This window comes from Streptomyces sp. NBC_01485 (assembly GCF_036227125.1).
Classification (GTDB): domain Bacteria; phylum Actinomycetota; class Actinomycetes; order Streptomycetales; family Streptomycetaceae; genus Streptomyces.
Genome location: NZ_CP109435.1, coordinates 8,429,525 through 8,449,909, shown reverse-complemented (window position 1 = coordinate 8,449,909; position 20,385 = coordinate 8,429,525). Strand labels below are relative to the sequence as shown.

The window sequence follows — 20,385 nt, the reverse complement described above, 5'->3', positions numbered from 1 at the left end:
CCGGAAGGAGGGCGGGCCCCATGCTGGGCGGTCTCGGCCTGAGCCCCGTCGAGGAAGACGTCTACCTGCACCTCGTCGACCGCGGCGAAGCCACCACCGCCGCACTCGGCGCGGCCCTCGCCCACCCGGCGGACGCCATCGCCGAAGCACTCGCCGCCCTCGCCCGTCACGGGCTGGTCAGCACCGCGCCCGACGAACCCGGCCGCCATGTCGTCGGCCCGCCCACCGTCACCCTCGGCTCGCTGCTCGCCGCCCGGCGCGACGTACTGCACCAGGCCGAGCTGGCCATCACCGAACTCGCCGAACGTCACCGCGCCGCCGCCGGTCGCGATCTCGGCGGCCTCATCGAGATCGTGACCGGCGTACAGCCCATCAGCCGGCGCTTCCTCCAGGTCCTGGAGTCGGCCGACCGCGAGATATGCGGCTTCACCAAGTCCCCGCCGGTCGCCGTCGGCCCGAGGGACAACCCCGCCGAACCCGTCGTCGCGGGACGAGGGCTGCGGATGCGGACGGTCATCGAGCAGTCGTACCTGGCCGACCCCCACTCGGGAGTCGACATCGACCAGGCCCTCGGCCGGGGCCAGGAGATCGCCATCGCCGCCGAACTGCCCGTGTCCATGGTCATCGCGGACTCGTCCATCGCGCTGGTGCCGGCCTTCGCCGACCCGCAGGACACCCCGCGGGCCATCCTGATCAACTCCAGCGGCCTGCTCAGCCCGCTCGTCGCCCTCTTCGAGAAGACCTGGGCCGCTGCGTACCCCCTGCGCCCGCGCACGGTCAGAGACGGCGACCCGATCCCGTACGCGGACGGCACCCCCGGCCCGGCCGGACTCGCCCCGCTCGACGCCAAGATCCTCGATCTCCTGCTGGCCGGACTCACCGACCGCGCCGTCGCCGGCACACTCGGCGTGTCCCTGCGCACCGTGACCCGCCGGATCCGGCACCTGATGGACCTCGCCGGCGCGGACAACCGCATCCAACTGGGCTGGCGGGCCACCCAACGCGGCTGGATCTGACCAGGCCAGGAGAGCAGGCCAGGGTGCGGCTCAGGCCCAGGGAGTCACCGGCACGAACGAGCTGTCCTGGCGGAACAGGTCGGTGCCGTCCGGCTGTTCCACGCGGAGTTGGTAGGCGTAGTGGCGCAGGTAGTAGCCGGGGTAGTTGTACGACTCGAAGCGGATCGCGTCGCTCGTCGTGCCCGTCCGGGCGATGAAGGTGGCGTCCCTGGCGAAGGTCGACGTGCCGTCGTCGGCGTCGAATCGGCCGCGGAAGGAGTAGTGGCGCAGGTAGTTGCCGGACGCGTCGCGCAGGGAGTAGGCGTTCGCGTCGGCGAGGCCGGCCACGACGGTGAAGGTGGCCGCCTGCTTCTCGGCGGCGGCGCTGGAGCCGCTCATCACGGGCAGGTTGAGCAGGGCGGGCTGCTCCTGCCAGTAGCGGGTGGTGTAGTTGGCGGAGCGAAGGGAGCGGGTGGTGTTCTTCGTGAGGGTCGGGCCGCCGGTCACCGTCTCCTTGATGACCGTGAAGTGGCGCGCCGTGCCCGAGATGCCGGGCAGGCCCTTGGGCGCGGTCCAGGTGGCGAAGGTGTCGTGGCTGTCGCTGTAGTAGTAGGTGCCGTCGCCGTACCCGTCGAAGAAGATCCGCCAGCCGCCGTTGTCGAGCTGGATGACGGACGGGCCCTCCCGGTAGCTGCCCCAGCCCGCCCAGTCGCCGGTCTTCGTGATCGTGTAGGGGCCGGTGAGGCGCGACGCGGTGCCGTACTCGATGTACTTCGCCGTCTCGTTCTTGGTGAACGCGTGGTAGGTCGAGCCGGTCTTCACGACGTACGTGTCGATGTGGTTCGGCCCGATGCCGGACAGGGCGACGGGTGAACTCCAGGCGGTGAGCGTGGAGTTGGTGGCCCTGAGTACGTAAGGGGTGAAGATCCACTCGTCGTTGGCCGTGGAGCAGGACACGATGACGTTGACGCTGCCGTCGCTGTCGACGAACCACTCCGGGGCCCAGGCGCGGGACAGGTTGGCGATCGGGACCGGATAGTCGTACAGGAACGTCCAGTTGACCCGGTCCGAGCTGCGGGCGAAACCGATGGTCGTGCTGGTGTCCTGCCAGGTGTGGGTGGTGTAGGTGACGTAGTAGGAGCCGTCGGTGTGCTTGAAGACGCTCGCGTCGCGGATGCGGTTGCTCGGCGGGGCGTAGGCGGCGGACCGCACCAGCCGGAAGTCGGTGGCGTCGTCGGACTGGTAGACGTTCACCGTGCCGTCGTCGCTGTCGAGGAACGGGACGATGGTGTAGCGGGTGGCCGATCCGGCGGCGGGCGCGGCGGCGAGGGCCGTGCCGAGCAGGCCGGGCGTCTCGCCGAGCACGAGTGCAGTGGCGGGCAGCGCGGCCATCGCGCGCAGCAGGGCACGGCGGGACGGGGTGGGGGGACGTGTCGTCATGGTGCGGCTCTCCTACGGATGGTGCGGCTCTCTCCTACGGCTCAACGTTCGAGATTCCGGACATGGTTCGGAACATCGATCGGAAGGTAGGGGTGCGGCAGGTGCACGTCAATCCTTTGCGCAGAAACCGAGGACCGCCGGATCAGCGGGTTCCGCCCGTACCCTGTGGCCATGGACGATGCGTCGATGGTCGGGCTCATGGGGCGGGTCACCGGGACGGTCGGGCCGGGGCTCGTCGGCGAGGTGATCGTCCGGGTGCGCGGCGGGGCCGAGCACTTCCTCGCCTACGCGGCGGACGGCACGGGCCGGATCGAGTGCGGCACGGTGGTGATGGTGGTGGAGCATCTGCCGCCCAGAACGGTCTACGTCACCCGGGCGTACGACAGTTGAGCTTGCTGCGGCGCAGGTGAGAGCCGTTGTGTGAGGCTTCGGGAACGTAAGCGTCAAGATTGCAACAAGGATCCCCCGACGTCTTCACCCCCGGCTCGCGCAGGCGCACACTCCCTTCGTTCGGTGCCGAAAGGGCACCATCACAAGGGGGCGTATGCCGATGATCATCGGCGTCGTTGCGGGCACGGCGGTTGTCGCCGTTCTCGTTCTGCTCGGTCTGTTCAAGATGATGTGGCGGGTCGCCGAACCCAACGAGGCGCTCGTCATCTCCGGCTCCAACCACCGCACGGAGGGCCTGGAAGCCGGTATGGGCTTCCGGATCGTCACGGGGCGCGGCACGCTGGTGATGCCCGGCGTGCAGGTGGTGCGCAAGCTGTCGCTGGATCTGAACGAGACCGAACTGCACGTGGACTGCGTGACGCACCAGGGCATTCCGCTCAAGGTGCGGGGCGTGGTCATCTTCAAGGTGGGCGACGACTTCGTGTCGATCGCCAACGCGGCCCGCCGCTTCCTCGACCAGCAGAAGCTGATGTCGGAGCGGGTGCACAACGTCTTCGCCGGTCATCTGCGCTCCATCGTGGGCGGGTTGACGGTCGAGGACATGATCCGCGACCGGGAGAAGCTCACCGGCCAGACCCGGGCCGCCTGCGGTACGGAGATGGAGAAGCTGGGCCTGATCGTGGACTCGCTGCAGATCCACGAGATCGAGGACCCGACCGGCTACATCCAGAACCTGGCGATGCCGCACGCGGCGGCCGTGCAGCGGGACGCGCGCATCGCGCAGGCGGAGGCGAACCGGCTCGCCACGGAGGCGGAGCAGGCGTCGTTCGCCCGGATGGCGCAGGCGACGCGGGACAGCGAGATCCTCCAGGCCGGCTACCAGGCCGAGCGCGACAAGGCGGGCGCCAAGGCCCGGCAGGCCGGACCCCTCGCCGACGCGGCCGCCCGGCAGGAGGTCGTCGTCCAGGAGACGCGGGTCGCCGAACTCGAGGCGCACCGGCGCGAACAGCAGCTCCAGGCGGACGTCCGCAAGCCCGCGGACGCGAAGGCGTACGAGAAGCGCACGCTGGCCGAGGGCGAGCGCGACGCCCGGATCTCGGCGGCGCAGGCCAAGGCGAAGGAGACCGAGCTCGCGGCCGCCGCGGAGGCGACCCGGGTCAAGCAGGCCGCCGGCGCCGAGGCCGAGGCGACGAAGGCCCGGGGTGTGGCGAGCGCCGCGGCGACCCGGGCCACCGGTGAGGCCGAGGCGGCGTCCGCCCAGGCCAGGGGTCTCGCGGCGGCCGAGGCGACCAAGGCGCAGGGGCTCGCGGAGGCGGCGGCCATCAAGGCGCGGGCCGCCGCGCTCGCCGAGAACCAGGAGGCGGTCGTCGCCCAGCAACTCGCCGAGAACTGGCCGGAGATCGTCCGGGCCGGCGCGTCCGCCTTCGGCAACGTCGACAACATGGTGCTGCTCAACGGCGCGGACGGGATGGCGGACGTGTTCGCCAAGGCGCTCACCATGGGCGGCACGGGACTCGGTCTGGCCCGTCAGTTGCTGGCCTCGATGAACCAGAACGACCAGCACCAAAGCAGCCAGAACGGCCGGAACGACCGGAACGGGCAGGCCCCGAACGGGACTTCGCCCGTCGGCGGGATCGCGGGCCCGCCTTCGCAGAAGGTGCCGGTCGAGGAGTGAGAACACGCCGGTGAATCGCGGTCACGGGGGCACCGTTTAGGGTGCCCCCGTGACCGCGATTACCGAAGAAGATGCAGACGTCCCGGGCCGCTCCGGCCCCTCCGCCACGATCGAGGCCGACCCCCGCGAGGTCGGCCGGGTGCGTACCGAGTACTCCCCCGCGCACGACGGCGACCCCGATCCCGGCGAAATCGTCTGGACCTGGGTGCCGTTCGAGGAGAACGACGGCCGGGGCAAGGACCGCCCGGTGCTCGTCGTCGCCCGGGAGGCGGGCGGCACGTTCCTCGCCGTACAGCTCTCCAGCAAGCGCCATGACGGCGACCGGGAGTGGGTGGCGATCGGCAGCGGCCCCTGGGACCGGACCGGGCGGGACTCCTGGGTGGACGTCGACCGCGTCCTGCGGCTCCACGAGGACGGCATGCGCCGCGAGGCCTGCGCGCTGGACCGGATGCGGTTCAACCTGGTGCGGCAGCGGCTGCACGAGCGCTACGGCTGGACCTGAGACCCCGTCAGCGCTGCTCACGCGGGTCCGTCCTGCGAGTCGAGGGCGCCGGGCCTAGGGTGGAAACGGAGCAGGAAAACCGCAGAACCGCCCCGCGCAGGGGCGGGCGCGCACCCGGATCCGGTGCATCCCCCACCACTCGCCTCTGGGAGTACTCATGCGTACGCTCCACCGACCTGCCCGGCCTGCCGTCCGACGTCTCTGGATCACCGCCGTCACGGCTGCCGTCGCCGCGACACTGGGCACCGCGCCTCTGGCGACGGCCGCCCCCGCCACACCGCTCGCACCGCAGAACACGACGGCCTCCGTCACGAAGGCCCCGCAGTCCTTCCTCTTCAAGTACACGTTCAACCATCACCTGAAGATCGGCGGCGGCAACTTCACCGTCGGAGGCCGCGTCTACCTCGCGGTCAGGTTCAACAACGGCGCGGTCTTCTTCCACACGAACGTGATCGCGCGGACGCACCCCATCACCCCGGGCGGCGCCATCTACGTGGAGACGACCGTGGCTTCGCCGTGCGCACCGGGCGACAACGGCTACGCGCAGGCGTACGACTGGACCACACGGACCTGGTCGCCCAAGCTGCCGGTACCGATCTGCGTACCGATCGACTAGATCGACCAGGGCCAGGTGCCTAGAGCCCCGGACGCGCGGTAGCCGCCACCGCCCGCCTCGACGATCTCCTCCGTCCCCCGCGCGATACCGCGCAGCCGCGCGCTCATGGCGCCACCCCCGTGGACTCCATGCTCGCGCGCCGCGCGGTCACGCACGCCCCGCCCGTCTCCCCCGTCGTGCTCATGAACGCATCGTGAGCGATGCTGGACGGGCGGTGCAACAGAGTTTTCCGAGTCCCTGAAGCCCTGTTTTGCACCCTTGTGCGATTCGATGCGAGCGTCTTGGGTGGGACGAGTGTGATGCCGGTCCGGCCGCACCGAGGCCGGACCAGTGGCATGGTGGAATCTCAGGAGGATCCCGACATGTCCGATTCGTCGAACATCTCGGTGGGCGACTGTACGGAGCCCCGTACGGCGCTCACCGAAGCCGAGGTGGAGGCCCTGGTCAGGGGTATCTGCTTCAAGACCGGCCCGCCCCGCACCGTCGGGGTCGAGGTGGAATGGCTCGTCCACGAGGTGCGGTCACCGCAGCTCCCCGTCTCCCCCGAACGACTCGAAGCGGCCTACGCCGCACTGCGCACGGTGCCCCTGAGCTCCCCGCTCACCGTCGAACCCGGCGGCCAGCTGGAGCTGAGCTCGCCGCCCGCCGCCTCCCTGATGGAGTGCGTGGGCACCGTCTCCGCCGACCTCGCCGCCGTCCGCACGGCCCTGGCCGAGCACGGCCTGGCCATCTCCGGCAACGGCACGGACCCCTGGCGCACCCCCCGCCGGTTCCTGCACGAGCCGCGCTACGACGCCATGGAGGCCTGCCTCGACCGCACGGGCCCGGCAGGCCGGGCGATGATGTGCACCTCGGCCTCCGTGCAGGTCTGCCTGGACGCCGGATACGAGGAGCCGGGCCCGCTGGGGCACGGGCGGCGCTGGTGGCTGTCGCACACGCTGGGCGCGGTGCTGGTGGCGGCCTTCGCCAACTCCCCGCTGCTCGGCGGCGACCCCACCGGCTGGCGCTCCACCCGGCAGTTGCTGTGGACGGAGATCGGCGCCGGCCGCGCGGGCGGACCCGCCCTGGACGGCGATCCGCGCACCGCCTGGGCCCGGCACGTACTGGACGCGCCGGTGATGTGCGTCCGGCGCGACAGCGGGCCGTGGGAGGTGCCGGAACGGCTCACGTTCCGGGAGTGGACCCGGGCGGGAGTGCCGACCCGGGAGGATCTCGACTACCACATCACCACCCTGTTCCCGCCGGTCAGACCACGCGGCCACCTGGAACTGCGCATGATCGACGCACAGCCGGGCGACGACGGCTGGATCGTCCCGCTCGCCGTGACGACGGCGCTGTTCGACGATCCGGAGGCCGCCGAGACGGCCTACCGCACCGTGAAACCGCTGGCCGAGCGGGCCCGGCCGCTGCCGGCCCCGCACAATCCGCTGTGGATCGACGCGGCCCGGTACGGCCTGACCGACCCCGAGCTGCACGAGGTCGCCGTCACCTGCTTCGACACGGCGCTGCGGGCCCTGCCCCGCCTCGGCGCCACCGACGGCGTCATGGACGCGGTGAAGGACTACCACCACCGCTACGTCCTCCAGGGCCGCACCCCCGCCGACGACCAGCTCGACCGCCTGCGCGGCACGGACACCCGCGCGTACGGGAAGGACCTCCGCCCATGACCGAGCCCGCCCTGGACACCGAGCCCGCCCCCGACACGGACGGGGAGACCCTCCGCGCCCGGGTGCTGGCCTCGCTCACCACGGCCCGCGAGCGCACCACGCTGCTGACGAGCTGCGTGGAGGAGCCCGACCTCACCGCCCAGCACTCCCCGCTGATGTCGCCGCTGGTCTGGGACCTCGCGCACATCGGCAACCAGGAGGAGCTGTGGCTGCTGCGCGCGGTGGCCGGCCGTGCGCCGATGCGCCCCGAGATCGACGGCCTGTACGACGCCTTCGAGCACTCGCGCGCCGAACGCCCCACGCTGCCGCTGCTGCCGCCCGCCGAGGCCCGCCGGTACGCGGCGGAGGTGCGCGGCCGGGTGACGGATCTGCTGGAGTCGGCCGACTTCGAGGGCACCCGGCTGACGGAGGCCGGTTTCGCCTTCGGGATGATCGCGCAGCACGAACAGCAGCACGACGAGACGATGCTGATCACCCATCAGCTCCGCACCGGCCCGCAGGCCCTCACCGCTCCCGATCCGGATCCGGTGCCGCTGTTCACCGGCCCCGCCGAAGTCCTCGTCCCCGGCGGCCCGTTCACGATGGGCACGTCGGGTGAACCCTGGGCGCTGGACAACGAACGGCCCGCGCACCGGCGGGAGGTGGCGCCCTTCCACATCGACACGACCCCGGTGACGAACGCCGCGTACCAGGCGTTCATCGAGGACGGCGGCTACGACGAGGAACGCTGGTGGACGAAGGCGGGCTGGGCGCACATCCGCGAACACGGCATCCACGCCCCGCAGTTCTGGCGGCGCGACGGCGGGCAGTGGCTGCGCCGCCGCTTCGGGGTCACCGAGGTGGTGCCGCCCGAGGAGCCGGTGCTGCACGTGTGCTGGTACGAGGCCGACGCCTACGCCCGCTGGGCCGGACGCCGGCTGCCCACCGAGTCCGAGTGGGAGAAGGCGGCCCGCTTCGACCCGGCGACCGGCGGCTCGACGCGCTACCCGTGGGGCGACGCCGAACCAGGCCCCGAACACGCCAACCTGGGCCAGCGCCATCTGCGCCCGGCCCCGGCGGGCAGCTACCCGGCCGGTGAATCGCCGCTCGGGGTACGGCAGTTGATCGGCGACGTGTGGGAGTGGACGTCCAGCGACTTCCTCCCCTACCCCGGTTTCCGGATGTTCCCGTACAAGGAGTACTCGGAGGTGTTCTTCGGCCCCGAGTACAAGGTGCTGCGCGGCGGTTCGTTCGCGGTGGACGCGGTGGCCTGCCGCGGCACGTTCCGCAACTGGGACTATCCGATCAGGCGGCAGATCTTCTCCGGGTTCCGCACCGCCCGTTCGGCCGGAGCCGTCTGATGTGCCGTCACCTCGCCTGCCTGGGACCCGAGGAGCCGCTCGGCCGGCTCCTCGTGGATCCCCCGCACGGCCTGTACCGCCAGTCGTGGGCACCGCGCCGGCAGCGGTACGGGACGGTCAACGCCGATGGTTTCGGGGTGGGTTGGTACGCCGACGGGGATCCGGTGCCGGCCCGCTACCGCCGGGCGGGACCCATCTGGGCGGACCTGTCCTTCGCCGACCTGGCCCGCGTCGTACGCAGCCGGGCGCTGCTGGCCGCCGTACGCGACGCCACGCTGGCCGGGGCCGACGCGGAGGCCGCGGCGGCGCCGTTCGCGGCCGGGCCGTGGCTGTTCAGCCACAACGGGGCGGTCGCGGGCTGGCCGCGCTCGCTGGAGCACCTCACCGGGACCCTGCCCGCCGCCGAACTGCTGTCGATGGAGGCCCGCAACGACTCCGCGTTCGTGTGGGCGCTGGTCCTGGCCCGGCTGCGCGGCGGGGACGCGGAGGGCCAGGCGCTGGCCGACACGGTGGTCGAGGTCGCCGCGGCGGCCCCCGGCTCCCGGCTCAACCTGCTCCTCACCAACGGCGAGACCATCACGGCCACCGCCTGGGGCGACACCCTCTGGTACCTGACCGGGCCCGGCCCGCGCACGGTCGTGGCCTCCGAACCGTACGACGACGATCCGCGCTGGCAGGAGGTACCCGACCACACCCTTCTCACCGCGAGCCGCAGCGACGTCCTGCTCACCCCGCTCAAGGAGCCGAGCCCGGACGTGGCATCCGCACCACCCAAGGAGCCCTGCCCGTGAGTCCGTTCCGTGTCACCCGCACCCTCCCCGAGGACGCCACCGACGCCGCCCTGCGCGCCGACGTCCGGCGCGGCCTCACCTCCGACCCCAAGACACTGCCGCCCAAGTGGTTCTACGACGCGCACGGCAGCGAACTGTTCGAGCGGATCACCGAACTGCCCGAGTACTACCCGACCCGCGCCGAGCGCGAGATCCTCGCGCACCGCGCCGGGGAGATCGCCGCGGCGGCCCGCGCCCGCACGCTCGTCGAACTCGGCTCGGGCTCCTCGGAGAAGACCCGCTACCTGCTCGACGCGCTGACCGACCTGGACACGTACGTGCCCGTGGACGTCAGCGAGAGCGCCCTCACCCAGGCCGGGCAGGCCCTGATCGCCGAGCGGCCCGGACTGAACGTGCACGCCCTGATCGCCGACTTCACCGGGAAGTCGCCCCTGCCGGACACGCCGGGCCCGCGTCTCGTCGCCTTCCTCGGCGGCACGATCGGCAACCTGCTGCCGGCCGAACGCGCGGCGTTCCTGGCCTCGGTGCGCGCGCTGCTCGCGCCGGGCGACGCGCTGCTGCTCGGCACGGACCTCGTCAAGGACGAACAGGTCCTGGTGCGGGCGTACGACGACGCGGCCGGTGTGACGGCCGCGTTCGACAAGAACGTCCTGGCCGTCGTCAACCGTGAGCTGGGCGCCGACTTCGACCCCGCCGGATTCGACCACGTCGCGCTCTGGGACGCCGAGAACGAGTGGATCGAGATGCGGCTGCGCTCCCGTACGGCGCAGACCGTGAAGGTGCCCGCGCTCGACCTGGCCGTCGACTTCGCGGCCGGCGAGGAGCTGCGCACGGAGGTGTCGGCGAAGTTCCGGGAGGCCGGGGTGCGAGCCGAACTGTCCGCCGCGGGGCTGGAGTCGACCCACTGGTGGACGGACGCCGAGGGCCGCTTCGCGCTGTCGCTGAGCACCGTCAACGCCGCATGAGCACACCGTGAGCCGCGCTCACCCGTCCCTCCCCTCGCGCCGCGTCGCGGCTTGGGGCACGGTGGAGTGACGCGTGACATACGTGACGACGCCGTCACGGTCGAGAGGAGCACCCGCATGTCGAACCACACCTACCGGGTCACGGAGATCGTCGGCACCTCGCCGGACGGCGTCGACCAGGCCGTCCGCAACGGCATCGCCCGCGCCTCGCAGACCCTGCGCAACCTGGACTGGTTCGAGGTGATCCAGGTGCGCGGCCAGATCGAGAACGGCGACATCGCGCACTGGCAGGTGGGCCTGAAGGTCGGCTTCCGCCTGGACGAGTCCGACGACTGACGCCGGACCGGCGGCCGCCCTTCACACACGACCACATACGGCCCGGCCCTCACGTACGCCCCTCAGGTACGGCCCTCTCCCTCCTGCGCCTGCTCCAGGGCGCCCGAGGGGGCCGTCCAGCGCGCCCGGACGACGGTGAAGCCGGCCCGTTCGGCGTCGTCGCACACCAGTTGGTCGTCGTCGACGAGGACCCGCACGTCCCGGTTGCGGGCCAGGCGGCGGAGGACGTCCAGCTTGGTACGCCGGGCGGGCCTGCGGTCGTCGTTGCGCCGCATGTGGACGCTCCCCTCCGGCAGCCCCTGCGCGGCGAGCCACGCCAGCGTGTCCCGTCGGCAGCGCTCGGGCCGGCCGGTGAGGTAGACGACCTCGCACTCCTCGGCGTGGGCCAGCGCCAGCGCGACGCCCTCCGGGATCGGCGGGTCCTGCGGCGCGGCCGCGAAGAACGCGTCCCAGTCGCGCGGCGCCCGCTCCAGGAAGCGCTGCCGGTGGGCCGTGTCGGCGAGGGTGTTGTCCAGATCGAACACGGCGAGGGGCCTCTTGCTGCTGTCGGTCACGACACCCACCCTAGACAGACCGGCGGGACGGACGCCGAGCCGGACGCCGAGCCCACCCAATTGCTAATGGGATCCATTTTCATATAGCGTCCTCGAAGCTCACCCCGAGCCCATCGAGGAGGTTCCCATGGCCGTCCCCAAGCGGAAGATGTCCCGCAGCAACACCCGGCACCGCCGCGCCCAGTGGAAGGCGAGCACGCCGCAGCTCGTACCCATCACCGTCGACGGCGTCCGTCACCTCGTGCCCCAGCACCTGCTGAAGGCGTACGAGCGCGGCCTGCTGCACCCCGAGGGCTGACCGGGATGCCGAAGGCCCAGGCCGGCCGTCTGCCCGTCACCGTGCTGTCCGGCTTCCTCGGCGCGGGCAGGACGACGCTGCTCCACCATGTCCGCCCGTCCGTCTGGGCGCCGGAGCCCTACGTCGTCGTCTCGGGCACGGTCGCGGTGGAGGAGACCGGCGCGCAGGAGGTCCTCGTCACGACCAGCACCCATGACCGCGAAGGGCTGCTGGACTCCTACCGGCGGCTGGCCGCGGTCGCACGCGACGGCTGACGCCGGTCAGCGGCGCTGTTCCCGCCAGGACCGGTGGTGGTCCAGCAGGGTTTCCTCGACGGGGCGGTAGGTCAGGCCCAGTTCCTCGATGCCGCGTCGGTTGTCGACGGGGAAGCGGATGCCGAGGTGTTTGCGGATGTAGTCCTGGGAGAGGCCGAAGGCGGGGCCGAGGACGCGGACCGGCCAGTGCGGGAGGGCGGTGCGGGGCAGCCTCAGGTTTCGCGGATGGTGGGCGAGGAGCATGCGCGCCATCTGGTGGAAGGACGTCATCTCCGCGGCGGCGACGATGTACCGGCCGTGCGCCTGCGGGTGCTCCGCCGCCGCGATGTGGGCCGCCGCCACGTCCCGGACGTCGGCGGTGGTGAAGCTGAAGTCGGGGGCGCCGTAGAAGAAGTAGCCCTTGAACAGCTCGTCCAGGAGGAACAGGCTGCCGGAGTCCGAGGCTGGAGTGAGGGAGGGGCCGAGGATCAGGCCGGGGTTGACGGAGACCATGCGCCAGCGGTCCTGTGCGTCCGCGGCCTCCCAGGCCGCGCGCTCGGCGACCGTCTTGGCGTAGTGGTACGGGTTGTTCGCCGCCGTGCTGGTGGTGTTGAAGTACCTCTCCGACAGGGTCTGGTCGGCCATCTCGCGTACGTCGGCGTAGTCGCCGAAGATCGCGCCCACCGTGGACGTGAAGACGAGGCGTTCGACGGTCTCCGTGCGCTCGATCGCCGCGATGACGTTGCGGGTGCCCCGCAGCGCCGGTTCCACGACGTCCCGCAGGCCGTCCTTGATCTTCTCCGGCATCAGGAACGGCGAGGCCACGTGGAAGACCACCGCGCAGCCCTTCGCCGCCTCGTCGAAGGAGCCCTCCGTGAGCAGGTCCGCCTCGAAGAGGTCGAGGCGGCCGGGATGGGCGTCCCGCAGGGCGTGCAGGGGCCGGAGCTTGGCCGTGTTCGCCGTGCCGCGCACGGTGGTGCGCACGTGGTGGCCGCGTTCCAGGAGCTGCCCTACGAGATGGGCGGCCACGAAGCCGCTGCCTCCCGTCACGAGCACCGTCCGGCCGGCCGGGTTTCCGCTCACGCACGCTCCCCTCAGAGGTCGGGACGCGTCATGATCCCACCACCGACGGCCAACAGCCCCTCGTTCACCGGGAATTCGTCACGCCGGACGGGAGTTCCGCGCCCTGGTGCGCGGTGCGGCGTACCGCGAGCCGGCGGCGCGGTGGGCGTTGTGCGCGTGGGTCGAGACGGTGGCCCGGCGGACCGGGCACGCCCGCGGACCGGCCGGCCGGGGTGAAGGCCTGCCGCTCATAAGGCTCATGGCGTCCGCCCAGCACCCGGGCGCCCGCGGCCGTCGCCAGGGACTTGCGGTCGGGGTGGGCGCCCGGGGCGAGCGCGGGCAGTACCTCGACCTCCGCCACCAGGCCGCGCGCCGACACCACCCGCCACAGCGAGGCGAGCAGCGGGTCGTCGCCGACGAACGCGGCGGCGGTGCTGGCCGCTCCCGCGTGGTCCAGGTAGCGGATGCGTACGGGCTGGACGGGCACGCGGGCGTCCAGCGCGGCCTGGAACACGGCCCGCCGGAAGTGCCCCTGGGCGCGCCCGCACCAACTGCTCCCCTCCGGGAACACCGCGACGGCCCGCCCGGCCCGCAGCACGTCGGTGATCCGGGCGATCGTGCCGGGCAGGGCGCGCAGCCGGTCGCGGTCGATGAACAGGACACCGCCGCGTGCGGCCAGCGCGCCCGCCACCGGCCACCCCCGGATCTCGGCCTTGGCGAGCATCCGGGCCGGGCGGACGCCGGCCAGCAGCGGTATGTCCAGCCAGGAGATGTGGTTTGCGACCAGAAGCAGCCCGGTGGCGGTGGGCACGGGTACGCCGGTCACCCGGACCCGTACCCCCGCCGCCCGTACGACGGCCCGGCTCCACCGCCGTACCGCACGGGCCGGGATCAGCCCGGCCAGCGGCAACAGAAGGACCCCGGCCAGGACCAGCGCGACCACCGCCGTGAGCCGCAGCACGGCCCGCGGTACGGCCGTCAGGGACGCCGTCGCGTCCACGCACGCCCGCGGGGTGCAGGGCGCGCTGGGCAGCCAGACGCTCATCACGCCGGGACGAGGGAGAGGAAGTGCCGCAGGTAGCGCTGGTCGATCCGGCGCATCGACAGCAGCACGTACAGGTCGGCGACGCCGAAGTCGGCGTCGTGGGCGGGCTCCCCGCACACCCACGCGCCGAGCCGGACGTAGCCGCGCAGCAGGGCGGGCAGTTCGGTGCGGCCGGCCGGGGCGGGCGTCTGCGGGACCCAGGGCAGCAGCGGGCGGACCCGGTACTCCTCGGGCGCGAGGTGCTTCTCGCGTACCCGGTCCCAGGTGCCGGCGGCGAGAGCGCCGCCGTCGGCGAGCGGGATCGAGCAGCAGCCGGCCAGCCACTCGTGGCCGCGGTCCACCATGTAGCGGGCGATCCCGGCCCAGATGAGGCCGATGACGGCGCCGTCGCGGTGGTCGGGGTGCACGCAGGAGCGGCCGACCTCGACCATGCCGGGCCGGATGGCGTCGAGCGCGGTCAGGTCGAACTCGCCCTCCGAGTAGAGGCGTCCGGCGACCGCGGCGCGCTCCGGCGGCAGCAGCCGGTAGGTACCCACGACCTGCCCGGTCTCCGTGTCGCGGACCAGCAGGTGGTCGCAGTACGCGTCGAAGGGGTCGATGTCGAGGCCGGGTCGGGGCGTGGCCAGCAGGGCGCCCAGCTCGCCGGCGAACACGTCGTGGCGCAGCCGCTGCGCGGCCCGCACGTCGTCCTCGTCACGGGCAAATGTGACAGCGTAGCGGGCAGGTGTCACATTCTGCTGGGGACGGTCTAGGGTCGATACGCCACTCATGGCTTCTCCTGGTCACGGGCCGGGGACGGCGAGCGGTGCCGCCGGGTCTGTTCTTCCTACGGCGGTTGGCGTGTACGTGACCTGTGCCAGGAGCGGGGATGTGGGGTTGTTGAACGGCGAGAGCCGGACGCCGAAAACCCAGACGGGGCCGGAAATGAGCACCACTCCCGGCCCCGCCCGTCCGCACTCTTCGGCGAACGTTCACTTGAAGCGCCCCGATAGGGGCGCGGGGCTGTCCCGATATGCGGCTCCGCCGCGCGGGCGCGACCAGCCACAGCCGACCCGCACCCGCCGGCGCCGCTACCGCTTCCCCACCCTGCGCGTGGCCCGCAACCACTCCTTGTTCATCCCGGTGATGGACACGAGGGGAATCCCCTTGGGGCAGGCAGTCGCACACTCACCCGTCAACGTGCACCCCCCGAACCCCTCCGCGTCCATCTGCGCCACCATGTCCAGCACCCGCGTCTCGCGCTCGGGCGCCCCCTGCGGCAACACGTTGAGATGGTTCACCTTGGCGGAAGTGAACAGCATCGCCGCCCCGTTGGGGCACGCGGCGACGCACGCCCCGCACCCGATGCACTCGGCGTGCTCGAACGCGAAGTCGGCGTCGGGCTTGGGCACCAGCGTGGCGTGGGCCTCGGGCGCGGCGCCGGTGGGGGCGGTGACGTAACCGCCGGCCTGGATGATCCGGTCGAAGGCGCTGCGGTCGACCACCAGGTCCTTGACGACCGGGAAGGCGGCGGCCCGCCACGGCTCGACGTCGATCGTGTCGCCGTCCCGGAAGGACCGCATGTGCAGTTGGCAGGTGGTGGTCCGCTCCGGTCCGTGCGCGTCACCGTTGATCACCAGGCTGCACGCGCCGCAGATGCCCTCGCGGCAGTCGTGGTCGAAGGCGACCGGGTCGTCGCCGCGCAGGATGAGTTCCTCGTTGAGGGTGTCGAGCATCTCCAGGAAGGACATGTCGGGCGAGATGCCGTCCACCTCGTACGTGGACATGGCGCCGTCGGCGTCGGCGGCGCGCTGCCGCCAGACGCGCAGGGTGAGCTTCATGCGTAGCTCCGCTGGGTGGGGTGGACGTACTCGAAGACCAGGTCTTCCCTGTGCAGGGTCGGTGCCTCGCCGGTGCCGGTGAACTCCCAGGCGGCGGCGTAGCCGAACTCCTCGTCCCGGCGCGCGGCCTCGCCGTCCGGGGTCTGCGACTCCTCGCGGAAGTGGCCGCCGCAGGACTCGGCGCGGTGCAGTGCGTCGAGGCACATCAGCTCGGCGAGTTCGAGGTAGTCGACGATCCGGTTGGCCTTCTCCAGGGACTGGTTGAACTCCTCGCCGGTGCCCGGGACCTTGATGCGCCGCCAGAACTCCTCGCGGATCTGCGGGATGCGCTCAAGTGCCTTGCGCAGTCCGGTGTCCGAGCGGGCCATGCCGCACAACTCCCACATCAGCTCGCCGAGTTCACGGTGGAAGGAGTCGGGGGTGCGGTCGCCGTCGACCGACAGCAGCAGGTTCAGACGGTCCTGGGTCTCGGCCAACACCTCCTGCACGACGGGGTGTTCGTCGTTCACCGGGTCCTGGTGCGGGTGGCGGGCGAGGTAGTCGTTGATGGTGGCCGGCAGGACGAAGTAGCCGTCGGCGAGCCCCTGCATCAGCGCGGACGCGCCGAGTCGGTTCGCGCCGTGGTCGGAGAAGTTGGCCTCGCCGATCGCGAACAGGCCCGGGACGGTGGTCTGGAGGTCGTAGTCGACCCACAGGCCGCCCATCGTGTAGTGCACGGCGGGGTAGATCCGCATCGGGACCGTGTACGGGTCCTCGGCGGTGATCCGCGCGTACATGTCGAAGAGGTTGCCGTACTTCTCCTCGACGGCCTTGCGGCCCATCCGCTCGACGGCGTCGGCGAAGTCCAGGTACACGCCCTGCCCGCCGGGTCCGACGCCCCGGCCCTCGTCGCAGACGTTCTTGGCGGCGCGGGAGGCGATGTCGCGCGGGACCAGGTTGCCGAAGGAGGGGTAGATGCGCTCCAGGTAGTAGTCGCGCTCGTCCTCGGGGATGCGGTTCGGCGGACGGTCGTCGCCCTTGGCCTTCGGCACCCAGATCCGCCCGTCGTTGCGCAGCGACTCGCTCATCAGCGTCAGCTTCGACTGGTGGTCGCCGGTGCGCGGGATGCAGGTGGGGTGGATCTGCGTGAAGCAGGGGTTGGCGAAGTACGCGCCCCGCCGGTGCGCCCGCCAGATCGCGGTGGCGTTGGAGTTCATGGCGTTGGTCGACAGGTAGAAGACGTTTCCGTAGCCGCCGCTGGCGAGTACGACGGCGTCGGCGAAGTACGTGTCGGTCCTCCCCGTGATCAGGTCCCGGGCCACGATCCCGCGCGCCCGCCCGTCGATCACGATCAGGTCGAGCATCTCGGTGCGCGGGTGCATCTCGACGTTCCCGGCGGCGATCTGCCTGCTCAGCGCCTGGTAGGCGCCCAGCAGGAGCTGCTGGCCCGTCTGACCGCGGGCGTAGAACGTCCGGGACACCTGGACGCCGCCGAAGGAGCGGGTGTCGAGGAGACCGCCGTACTCCCGCGCGAAGGGCACGCCCTGTGCCACGCACTGGTCGATGATCTCGACGGAGATCTGCGCCAGCCGGTGGACGTTGGACTCCCGCGCCCTGAAGTCGCCGCCCTTGACGGTGTCGTAGAACAGCCGGTGGATCGAATCGCCGTCGTTGCGGTAGTTCTTCGCCGCGTTGATGCCGCCCTGCGCGGCGATGGAGTGGGCGCGGCGCGGGGAGTCCTGGTAGCAGAACTGGACGACGTGGTAGCCCTGTTCGGCGAGCGTGGCACCGGCGGCGCCTCCGGCGAGGCCGGTGCCGACGACGATCACCGTGTGCTTGCGCCGGTTGGCCGGGTTGACCAGCCTGGCCTCGAAGCGGCGCTTGTCCCAGCGCTCGGCGACAGCGCCGGCCGGGGCCTTGGCGTCGACGAGGGGCTCGCCGGTCCCGTAGTCCGCGTACTGGAAGGAGACAGTCATGTTCAGCTCACCACTCCGGTCATGACGCCCACGGGTACGGCGACGAAGCCGGCCGTGAGCAGCAGCGCGAGGACGTTCGCGATGGTCTTCAGGGCGCGGTCGCGGGTGCGGCTGCCGACGCCGAGGGTCTGGGCCGCGGCCCAGAAGCCGTGCCGCACGTGCAGGCCGAGCGCGAGCATCGCGACGATGTAGACGACGTTGCCGTACCAGGTGGAGAAGGTGTCCACGACGTTCTGGTACGGATGGCCATCCTGGAAGCCGCCGCTGTGCACGGTGCCGGTCGTGAGGTCCAGGACGTGCCAGACGATGAACAGGCCGAGGATGATCCCGCCCCAGCGCATGGTGCGCGTGGCGTAGCTCGCCCGGGGCTTCCTGTGCACGTACCCGCTGGGCCGGGCCCTGAGGTCGCGGCGGCTGAGCTGGTACGCGGAGACGGCGTGGGCGACGACCGCGACGACCAGCACCACGCGGATCAGCCAGAGCGTCCACTCGTAGTGCATGAACGGCTCGCCGACCGTGCGCAGCCAGTGCGCGTAGTGGTTGAACTCGCCCGGCCCGAAGAAGATCTTCAGGTTCCCGATCATGTGGACGACCAGGTACAGCAGCATGGTCAGGCCGCTGACGGCCATCACCGTCTTCTTGCCGACGGAGGAGTCCCACACGGTGCGCGCCATCGACGGCCGTCGGTCCGTCCGCGTTGCCAGTGCCATGGCCAAGACGCTAGAGCCGGGCGACCCCATCGGTCCAAGACATGGTCCGGCTCGTTTCCATAGCCTGCGCCTATCGAGGTGCCTATCATGGCTGGATGCAGTTCCAGCAGCTCCAGTACTTCGTGGCGGTCGCCGAGACCCGGCACTTCACCCGGGCCGCCGAGCTCGTACATGTCGCGCAGCCCTCGCTGTCGCAGCAGATCAAGGCGCTGGAGCGGGAGTTGGGCGCGGATCTGTTCCTGCGGGCGCGCGGCAACATCACGCTCACCGACGCGGGCGAGGCACTGCTGCCCCTGGCCCGGCGGATCCTGGCGGACACGGAGACCGCGCGGTACGAGGTGCAGGAGCTGGTGCAGTTGCGCAGCGGGCGGGTACGGCTCGGGGCGACGCCGAGTCTGCTCACCGGTCTGCTGCCGGACGTGCTGCGCGCCTTCCACGACCGCTACCCGGGCATCCGGCTGCTGATCGAGGAGGGCGGCTCGCACGACCTCGTCCGGGAGCTGGCCCGCGGCGCGCTGGACCTGGCCCTGGTGGTGCTCCCCCTGCCGACCCCGTCCCCGGCGCTGACGACGGTGGAACTGCTGCGGGAGGACCTGGTCGTGGTGTCCTCCCCCGAGGTGCCCAAACCGGGCGGCGGACACCGGACCGTACGGATCGCCGATCTGGAGGGCGAGCGCCTGGTAATGTTCCGGCACGGCTACGACCTGCGGGAACTCACCGTGGCCGCGTGCCGGGCGGAGGGGTTCGAGCCGGACTTCGCGGTCGAGGGCGGGGAGATGGACGCGGTGCTCGGGTTCGTGCGGGCCGGGCTCGGGATGGCCGTCGTCCCCCGGATGGTGGCCGCCCGGTCGGGCCGGGGGCTACGGGTCACCCCGCTCACCCGGCCCGGCCTGCACCGCACGATCGCCCTCGCCCACCGCAGCGACGTGGCTCCGCCGCGGGCCGCGCGGGAGTTGCAGCGGATGCTGCTGGAGAGATGAGCGGTCAGCTCTCGGCCGCCGGCCGCAGCACCTCCTCGCACCACTGGCGGAAGGTGGTGGGCGCGAGGCCGGGGGTGGGGAGCTGGGAGGCGCCGTAGAAACCCTGCTCGTTCTGGGCCGTCACCATGGCGGTGTAGGAACGGACCCAGTCCTCGGTCGCCCCGGCACGCAGCAGCCCCGCCCGCAGCTCGGTGACGGGTGCGAACCGGGTGCGCACGGGCCGGCCGAGCACCTCGGCGAGCACTGCGGCCATGCCCTCGGGGGTCAGGTCGTCCGGACCGACCAGGGGGACGTCCGCCCGCCCGGTCCAGGAGTCGTCGAGCAGCAGCCGGGCCGCCGCGGCGCCGACGTCGCGCGTGGCGCACAGCCGCAGCACACGGTCGGCCACGTGCGAGGTGTCGAACACGCCGGTGTCACGGATCGCGGCCAGTTGGCGGAGCGTGTTCTCCATCAGGGCCGGCGGGCACAGCGCCCGGTAGTGGACGCCCGTGGCCGCGATCCGCTCGTCCATGGCGAGGCCGGTGGAGATCAGCCCGGCGTTCTGCGCGACTCCACGGCCGAGGGTGGAGACGGCCACCACCCGCTTCGTGCCCTGCGCCTCGATCACCTCGCACAGCCGGTCGGTGAAGGCGCCGTAGTGCGCCTCGGAGTCGGGCGCGGTCGAGGTCGGCGGGACCAGCCAGAACACCTGGTCGGCACCCTGACAGGCCTCTTTCAGCACGACGGGGTCGGCGTGCGACCCGTGGACGACTTCCACGCGCTCGCGCACCTGCGGGGCGAGCGCGGCGGGGTCGCGGGCGATCACCCGGACCGGTACGGAACCCTCGCCGGCGTCGAGCAGGCGGGCGACGACCTCACGGCCGATCTGCCCGGTGGGTGTGGTGACGACGATCATGAACTGCTCCAGGGACAAAGGCGGTTGGGATGCCGTCGAGCCTGCTGCCTGGCGCCGCCGAACTGAAGGACCGTTCCGCTCACGGTTGTTACCCTCAGAGCAATACCGAACCGAGG

Annotated in this window: 22 protein-coding genes and 1 pseudogene; 13 read left to right on the top strand and 10 right to left on the bottom strand. The window is 71.8% G+C overall.

Annotation, left to right across the window (positions count from 1 at the left end; genetic code table 11):
• Positions 1-20 precede the first annotated feature (20 nt).
• Positions 21-1,016, top strand: a complete 996-nt coding sequence (locus tag OG352_RS37005) for a helix-turn-helix domain-containing protein (RefSeq protein ID WP_329222935.1) — start codon at positions 21-23, stop codon at positions 1,014-1,016.
• Between the two features lie 30 nt (positions 1,017-1,046).
• On the opposite strand, the gene OG352_RS37000 is transcribed toward OG352_RS37005, so the two are convergent.
• Positions 1,047-2,435, bottom strand: a complete 1,389-nt coding sequence (locus OG352_RS37000) for a glycoside hydrolase family 43 protein (protein ID WP_329222934.1) — start codon at positions 2,433-2,435, stop codon at positions 1,047-1,049.
• A 171-nt stretch (positions 2,436-2,606) separates the two neighbouring features.
• On the opposite strand from OG352_RS37000, the gene OG352_RS36995 reads away from it, so the two are divergent.
• The 4 genes from OG352_RS36995 (at position 2,607) to OG352_RS36980 (ending at position 5,618) form a co-directional block, all read left to right on the top strand.
• Positions 2,607-2,825, top strand: coding sequence for a hypothetical protein (locus OG352_RS36995; RefSeq protein WP_329222933.1), 219 nt, complete (start codon positions 2,607-2,609; stop codon positions 2,823-2,825).
• A gap of 154 nt (positions 2,826-2,979) precedes the next feature.
• Positions 2,980-4,500: a flotillin family protein gene (locus OG352_RS36990; RefSeq protein WP_329222931.1), complete on the top strand. Its 1,521-nt coding sequence runs from the start codon at positions 2,980-2,982 to the stop codon at positions 4,498-4,500.
• Between the two features lie 49 nt (positions 4,501-4,549).
• Positions 4,550-5,002, top strand: coding sequence for a type II toxin-antitoxin system PemK/MazF family toxin (locus tag OG352_RS36985; RefSeq protein ID WP_329222930.1), 453 nt, complete (start codon positions 4,550-4,552; stop codon positions 5,000-5,002).
• 157 nt (positions 5,003-5,159) lie between these two features.
• Positions 5,160-5,618, top strand: a complete 459-nt coding sequence (locus OG352_RS36980) for a hypothetical protein (protein WP_329222929.1) — start codon at positions 5,160-5,162, stop codon at positions 5,616-5,618.
• Here the strand turns inward: OG352_RS36980 and OG352_RS36975 are convergent.
• Positions 5,615-5,773, bottom strand: coding sequence for a hypothetical protein (locus tag OG352_RS36975; RefSeq protein ID WP_329222927.1), 159 nt, complete (start codon positions 5,771-5,773; stop codon positions 5,615-5,617). The genes OG352_RS36980 and OG352_RS36975 overlap by 4 nt on opposite strands.
• Before the next feature lie 207 nt (positions 5,774-5,980).
• Between OG352_RS36975 and egtA the strand changes: the two genes are divergently transcribed.
• The 5 genes from egtA to OG352_RS36950 all read left to right on the top strand — a co-directional run bounded on the left by egtA (position 5,981) and on the right by OG352_RS36950 (position 10,717).
• Positions 5,981-7,285, top strand: a complete 1,305-nt coding sequence (gene egtA, locus OG352_RS36970; protein WP_329222926.1) for an ergothioneine biosynthesis glutamate--cysteine ligase EgtA — start codon at positions 5,981-5,983, stop codon at positions 7,283-7,285.
• Positions 7,282-8,625 (top strand): ergothioneine biosynthesis protein EgtB, encoded by a 1,344-nt coding sequence (egtB, locus tag OG352_RS36965; protein ID WP_329222924.1) that lies wholly within the window; start codon positions 7,282-7,284, stop codon positions 8,623-8,625. Before egtA ends, egtB begins: the two co-directional genes overlap by 4 nt.
• Positions 8,625-9,416, top strand: a complete 792-nt coding sequence (egtC, locus tag OG352_RS36960) for an ergothioneine biosynthesis protein EgtC (protein WP_329222922.1) — start codon at positions 8,625-8,627, stop codon at positions 9,414-9,416. Before egtB ends, egtC begins: the two co-directional genes overlap by 1 nt.
• On the top strand, positions 9,413-10,381 hold the full coding sequence (egtD, locus tag OG352_RS36955; protein ID WP_329222920.1) for an L-histidine N(alpha)-methyltransferase: 969 nt from the start codon (positions 9,413-9,415) through the stop codon (positions 10,379-10,381). The genes egtC and egtD overlap by 4 nt, the downstream gene beginning before the upstream one ends.
• Positions 10,382-10,498: 117 nt before the next feature.
• Positions 10,499-10,717 (top strand): dodecin, encoded by a 219-nt coding sequence (locus tag OG352_RS36950; RefSeq protein WP_329222917.1) that lies wholly within the window; start codon positions 10,499-10,501, stop codon positions 10,715-10,717.
• A gap of 62 nt (positions 10,718-10,779) precedes the next feature.
• Here the strand turns inward: OG352_RS36950 and OG352_RS36945 are convergent, their stop codons facing one another.
• Positions 10,780-11,271 carry a phosphatase domain-containing protein gene (locus OG352_RS36945; protein WP_329222915.1) on the bottom strand — a complete coding sequence of 164 codons (492 nt, stop codon included), beginning with the start codon at positions 11,269-11,271 and terminating at the stop codon, positions 10,780-10,782.
• A gap of 127 nt (positions 11,272-11,398) precedes the next feature.
• On the opposite strand from OG352_RS36945, the gene rpmF reads away from it, so the two are divergent.
• Both rpmF and OG352_RS36935 read left to right on the top strand, forming a co-directional pair.
• The gene (rpmF, locus tag OG352_RS36940) at positions 11,399-11,569 is read left to right on the top strand and encodes a 50S ribosomal protein L32 (protein WP_329222914.1); all 171 of its coding nucleotides are present in this window, start codon (positions 11,399-11,401) and stop codon (positions 11,567-11,569) included.
• Positions 11,570-11,718: 149 nt separating this feature from the next.
• Positions 11,719-11,823, top strand: a pseudogene (locus OG352_RS36935) (LLM class flavin-dependent oxidoreductase); the annotation flags it as partial.
• Positions 11,824-11,829: 6 nt separating this feature from the next.
• On the opposite strand, the gene OG352_RS36930 reads toward OG352_RS36935, so the two are convergent.
• The 6 genes from OG352_RS36930 to OG352_RS36905 all read right to left on the bottom strand — a co-directional run bounded on the left by OG352_RS36930 (position 11,830) and on the right by OG352_RS36905 (position 18,358).
• Complete coding sequence (locus tag OG352_RS36930; protein WP_329222912.1) at positions 11,830-12,885, bottom strand: NAD-dependent epimerase/dehydratase family protein; 1,056 nt, start codon at positions 12,883-12,885, stop codon at positions 11,830-11,832.
• A gap of 64 nt (positions 12,886-12,949) precedes the next feature.
• A complete protein-coding gene (locus OG352_RS36925; RefSeq protein ID WP_329224115.1) occupies positions 12,950-13,909 on the bottom strand; it encodes a lysophospholipid acyltransferase family protein in 960 nt (319 codons plus the stop codon).
• Positions 13,909-14,679, bottom strand: coding sequence for a GNAT family N-acetyltransferase (locus OG352_RS36920; RefSeq protein ID WP_329222911.1), 771 nt, complete (start codon positions 14,677-14,679; stop codon positions 13,909-13,911). Before OG352_RS36920 ends, OG352_RS36925 begins: the two co-directional genes overlap by 1 nt.
• Positions 14,680-14,979: 300 nt before the next feature.
• Positions 14,980-15,729, bottom strand: coding sequence for a succinate dehydrogenase/fumarate reductase iron-sulfur subunit (locus tag OG352_RS36915; RefSeq protein ID WP_329222909.1), 750 nt, complete (start codon positions 15,727-15,729; stop codon positions 14,980-14,982).
• A complete protein-coding gene (locus OG352_RS36910) occupies positions 15,726-17,684 on the bottom strand; it encodes a fumarate reductase/succinate dehydrogenase flavoprotein subunit (protein ID WP_329222907.1) in 1,959 nt (652 codons plus the stop codon). The genes OG352_RS36915 and OG352_RS36910 overlap by 4 nt, the downstream gene beginning before the upstream one ends.
• 2 nt (positions 17,685-17,686) lie before the next feature.
• Positions 17,687-18,358 carry a succinate dehydrogenase gene (locus OG352_RS36905; RefSeq protein WP_329224113.1) on the bottom strand — a complete coding sequence of 224 codons (672 nt, stop codon included), beginning with the start codon at positions 18,356-18,358 and terminating at the stop codon, positions 17,687-17,689.
• A gap of 131 nt (positions 18,359-18,489) precedes the next feature.
• Between OG352_RS36905 and OG352_RS36900 the strand changes: the two genes are divergently transcribed.
• Positions 18,490-19,374 (top strand): LysR family transcriptional regulator, encoded by an 885-nt coding sequence (locus tag OG352_RS36900; RefSeq protein WP_329222906.1) that lies wholly within the window; start codon positions 18,490-18,492, stop codon positions 19,372-19,374.
• A 4-nt stretch (positions 19,375-19,378) separates the two neighbouring features.
• Here the strand turns inward: OG352_RS36900 and OG352_RS36895 are convergent, their stop codons facing one another.
• Positions 19,379-20,269: an NAD(P)H-binding protein gene (locus OG352_RS36895; protein WP_329222905.1), complete on the bottom strand. Its 891-nt coding sequence runs from the start codon at positions 20,267-20,269 to the stop codon at positions 19,379-19,381.
• Positions 20,270-20,385 lie beyond the last annotated feature (116 nt).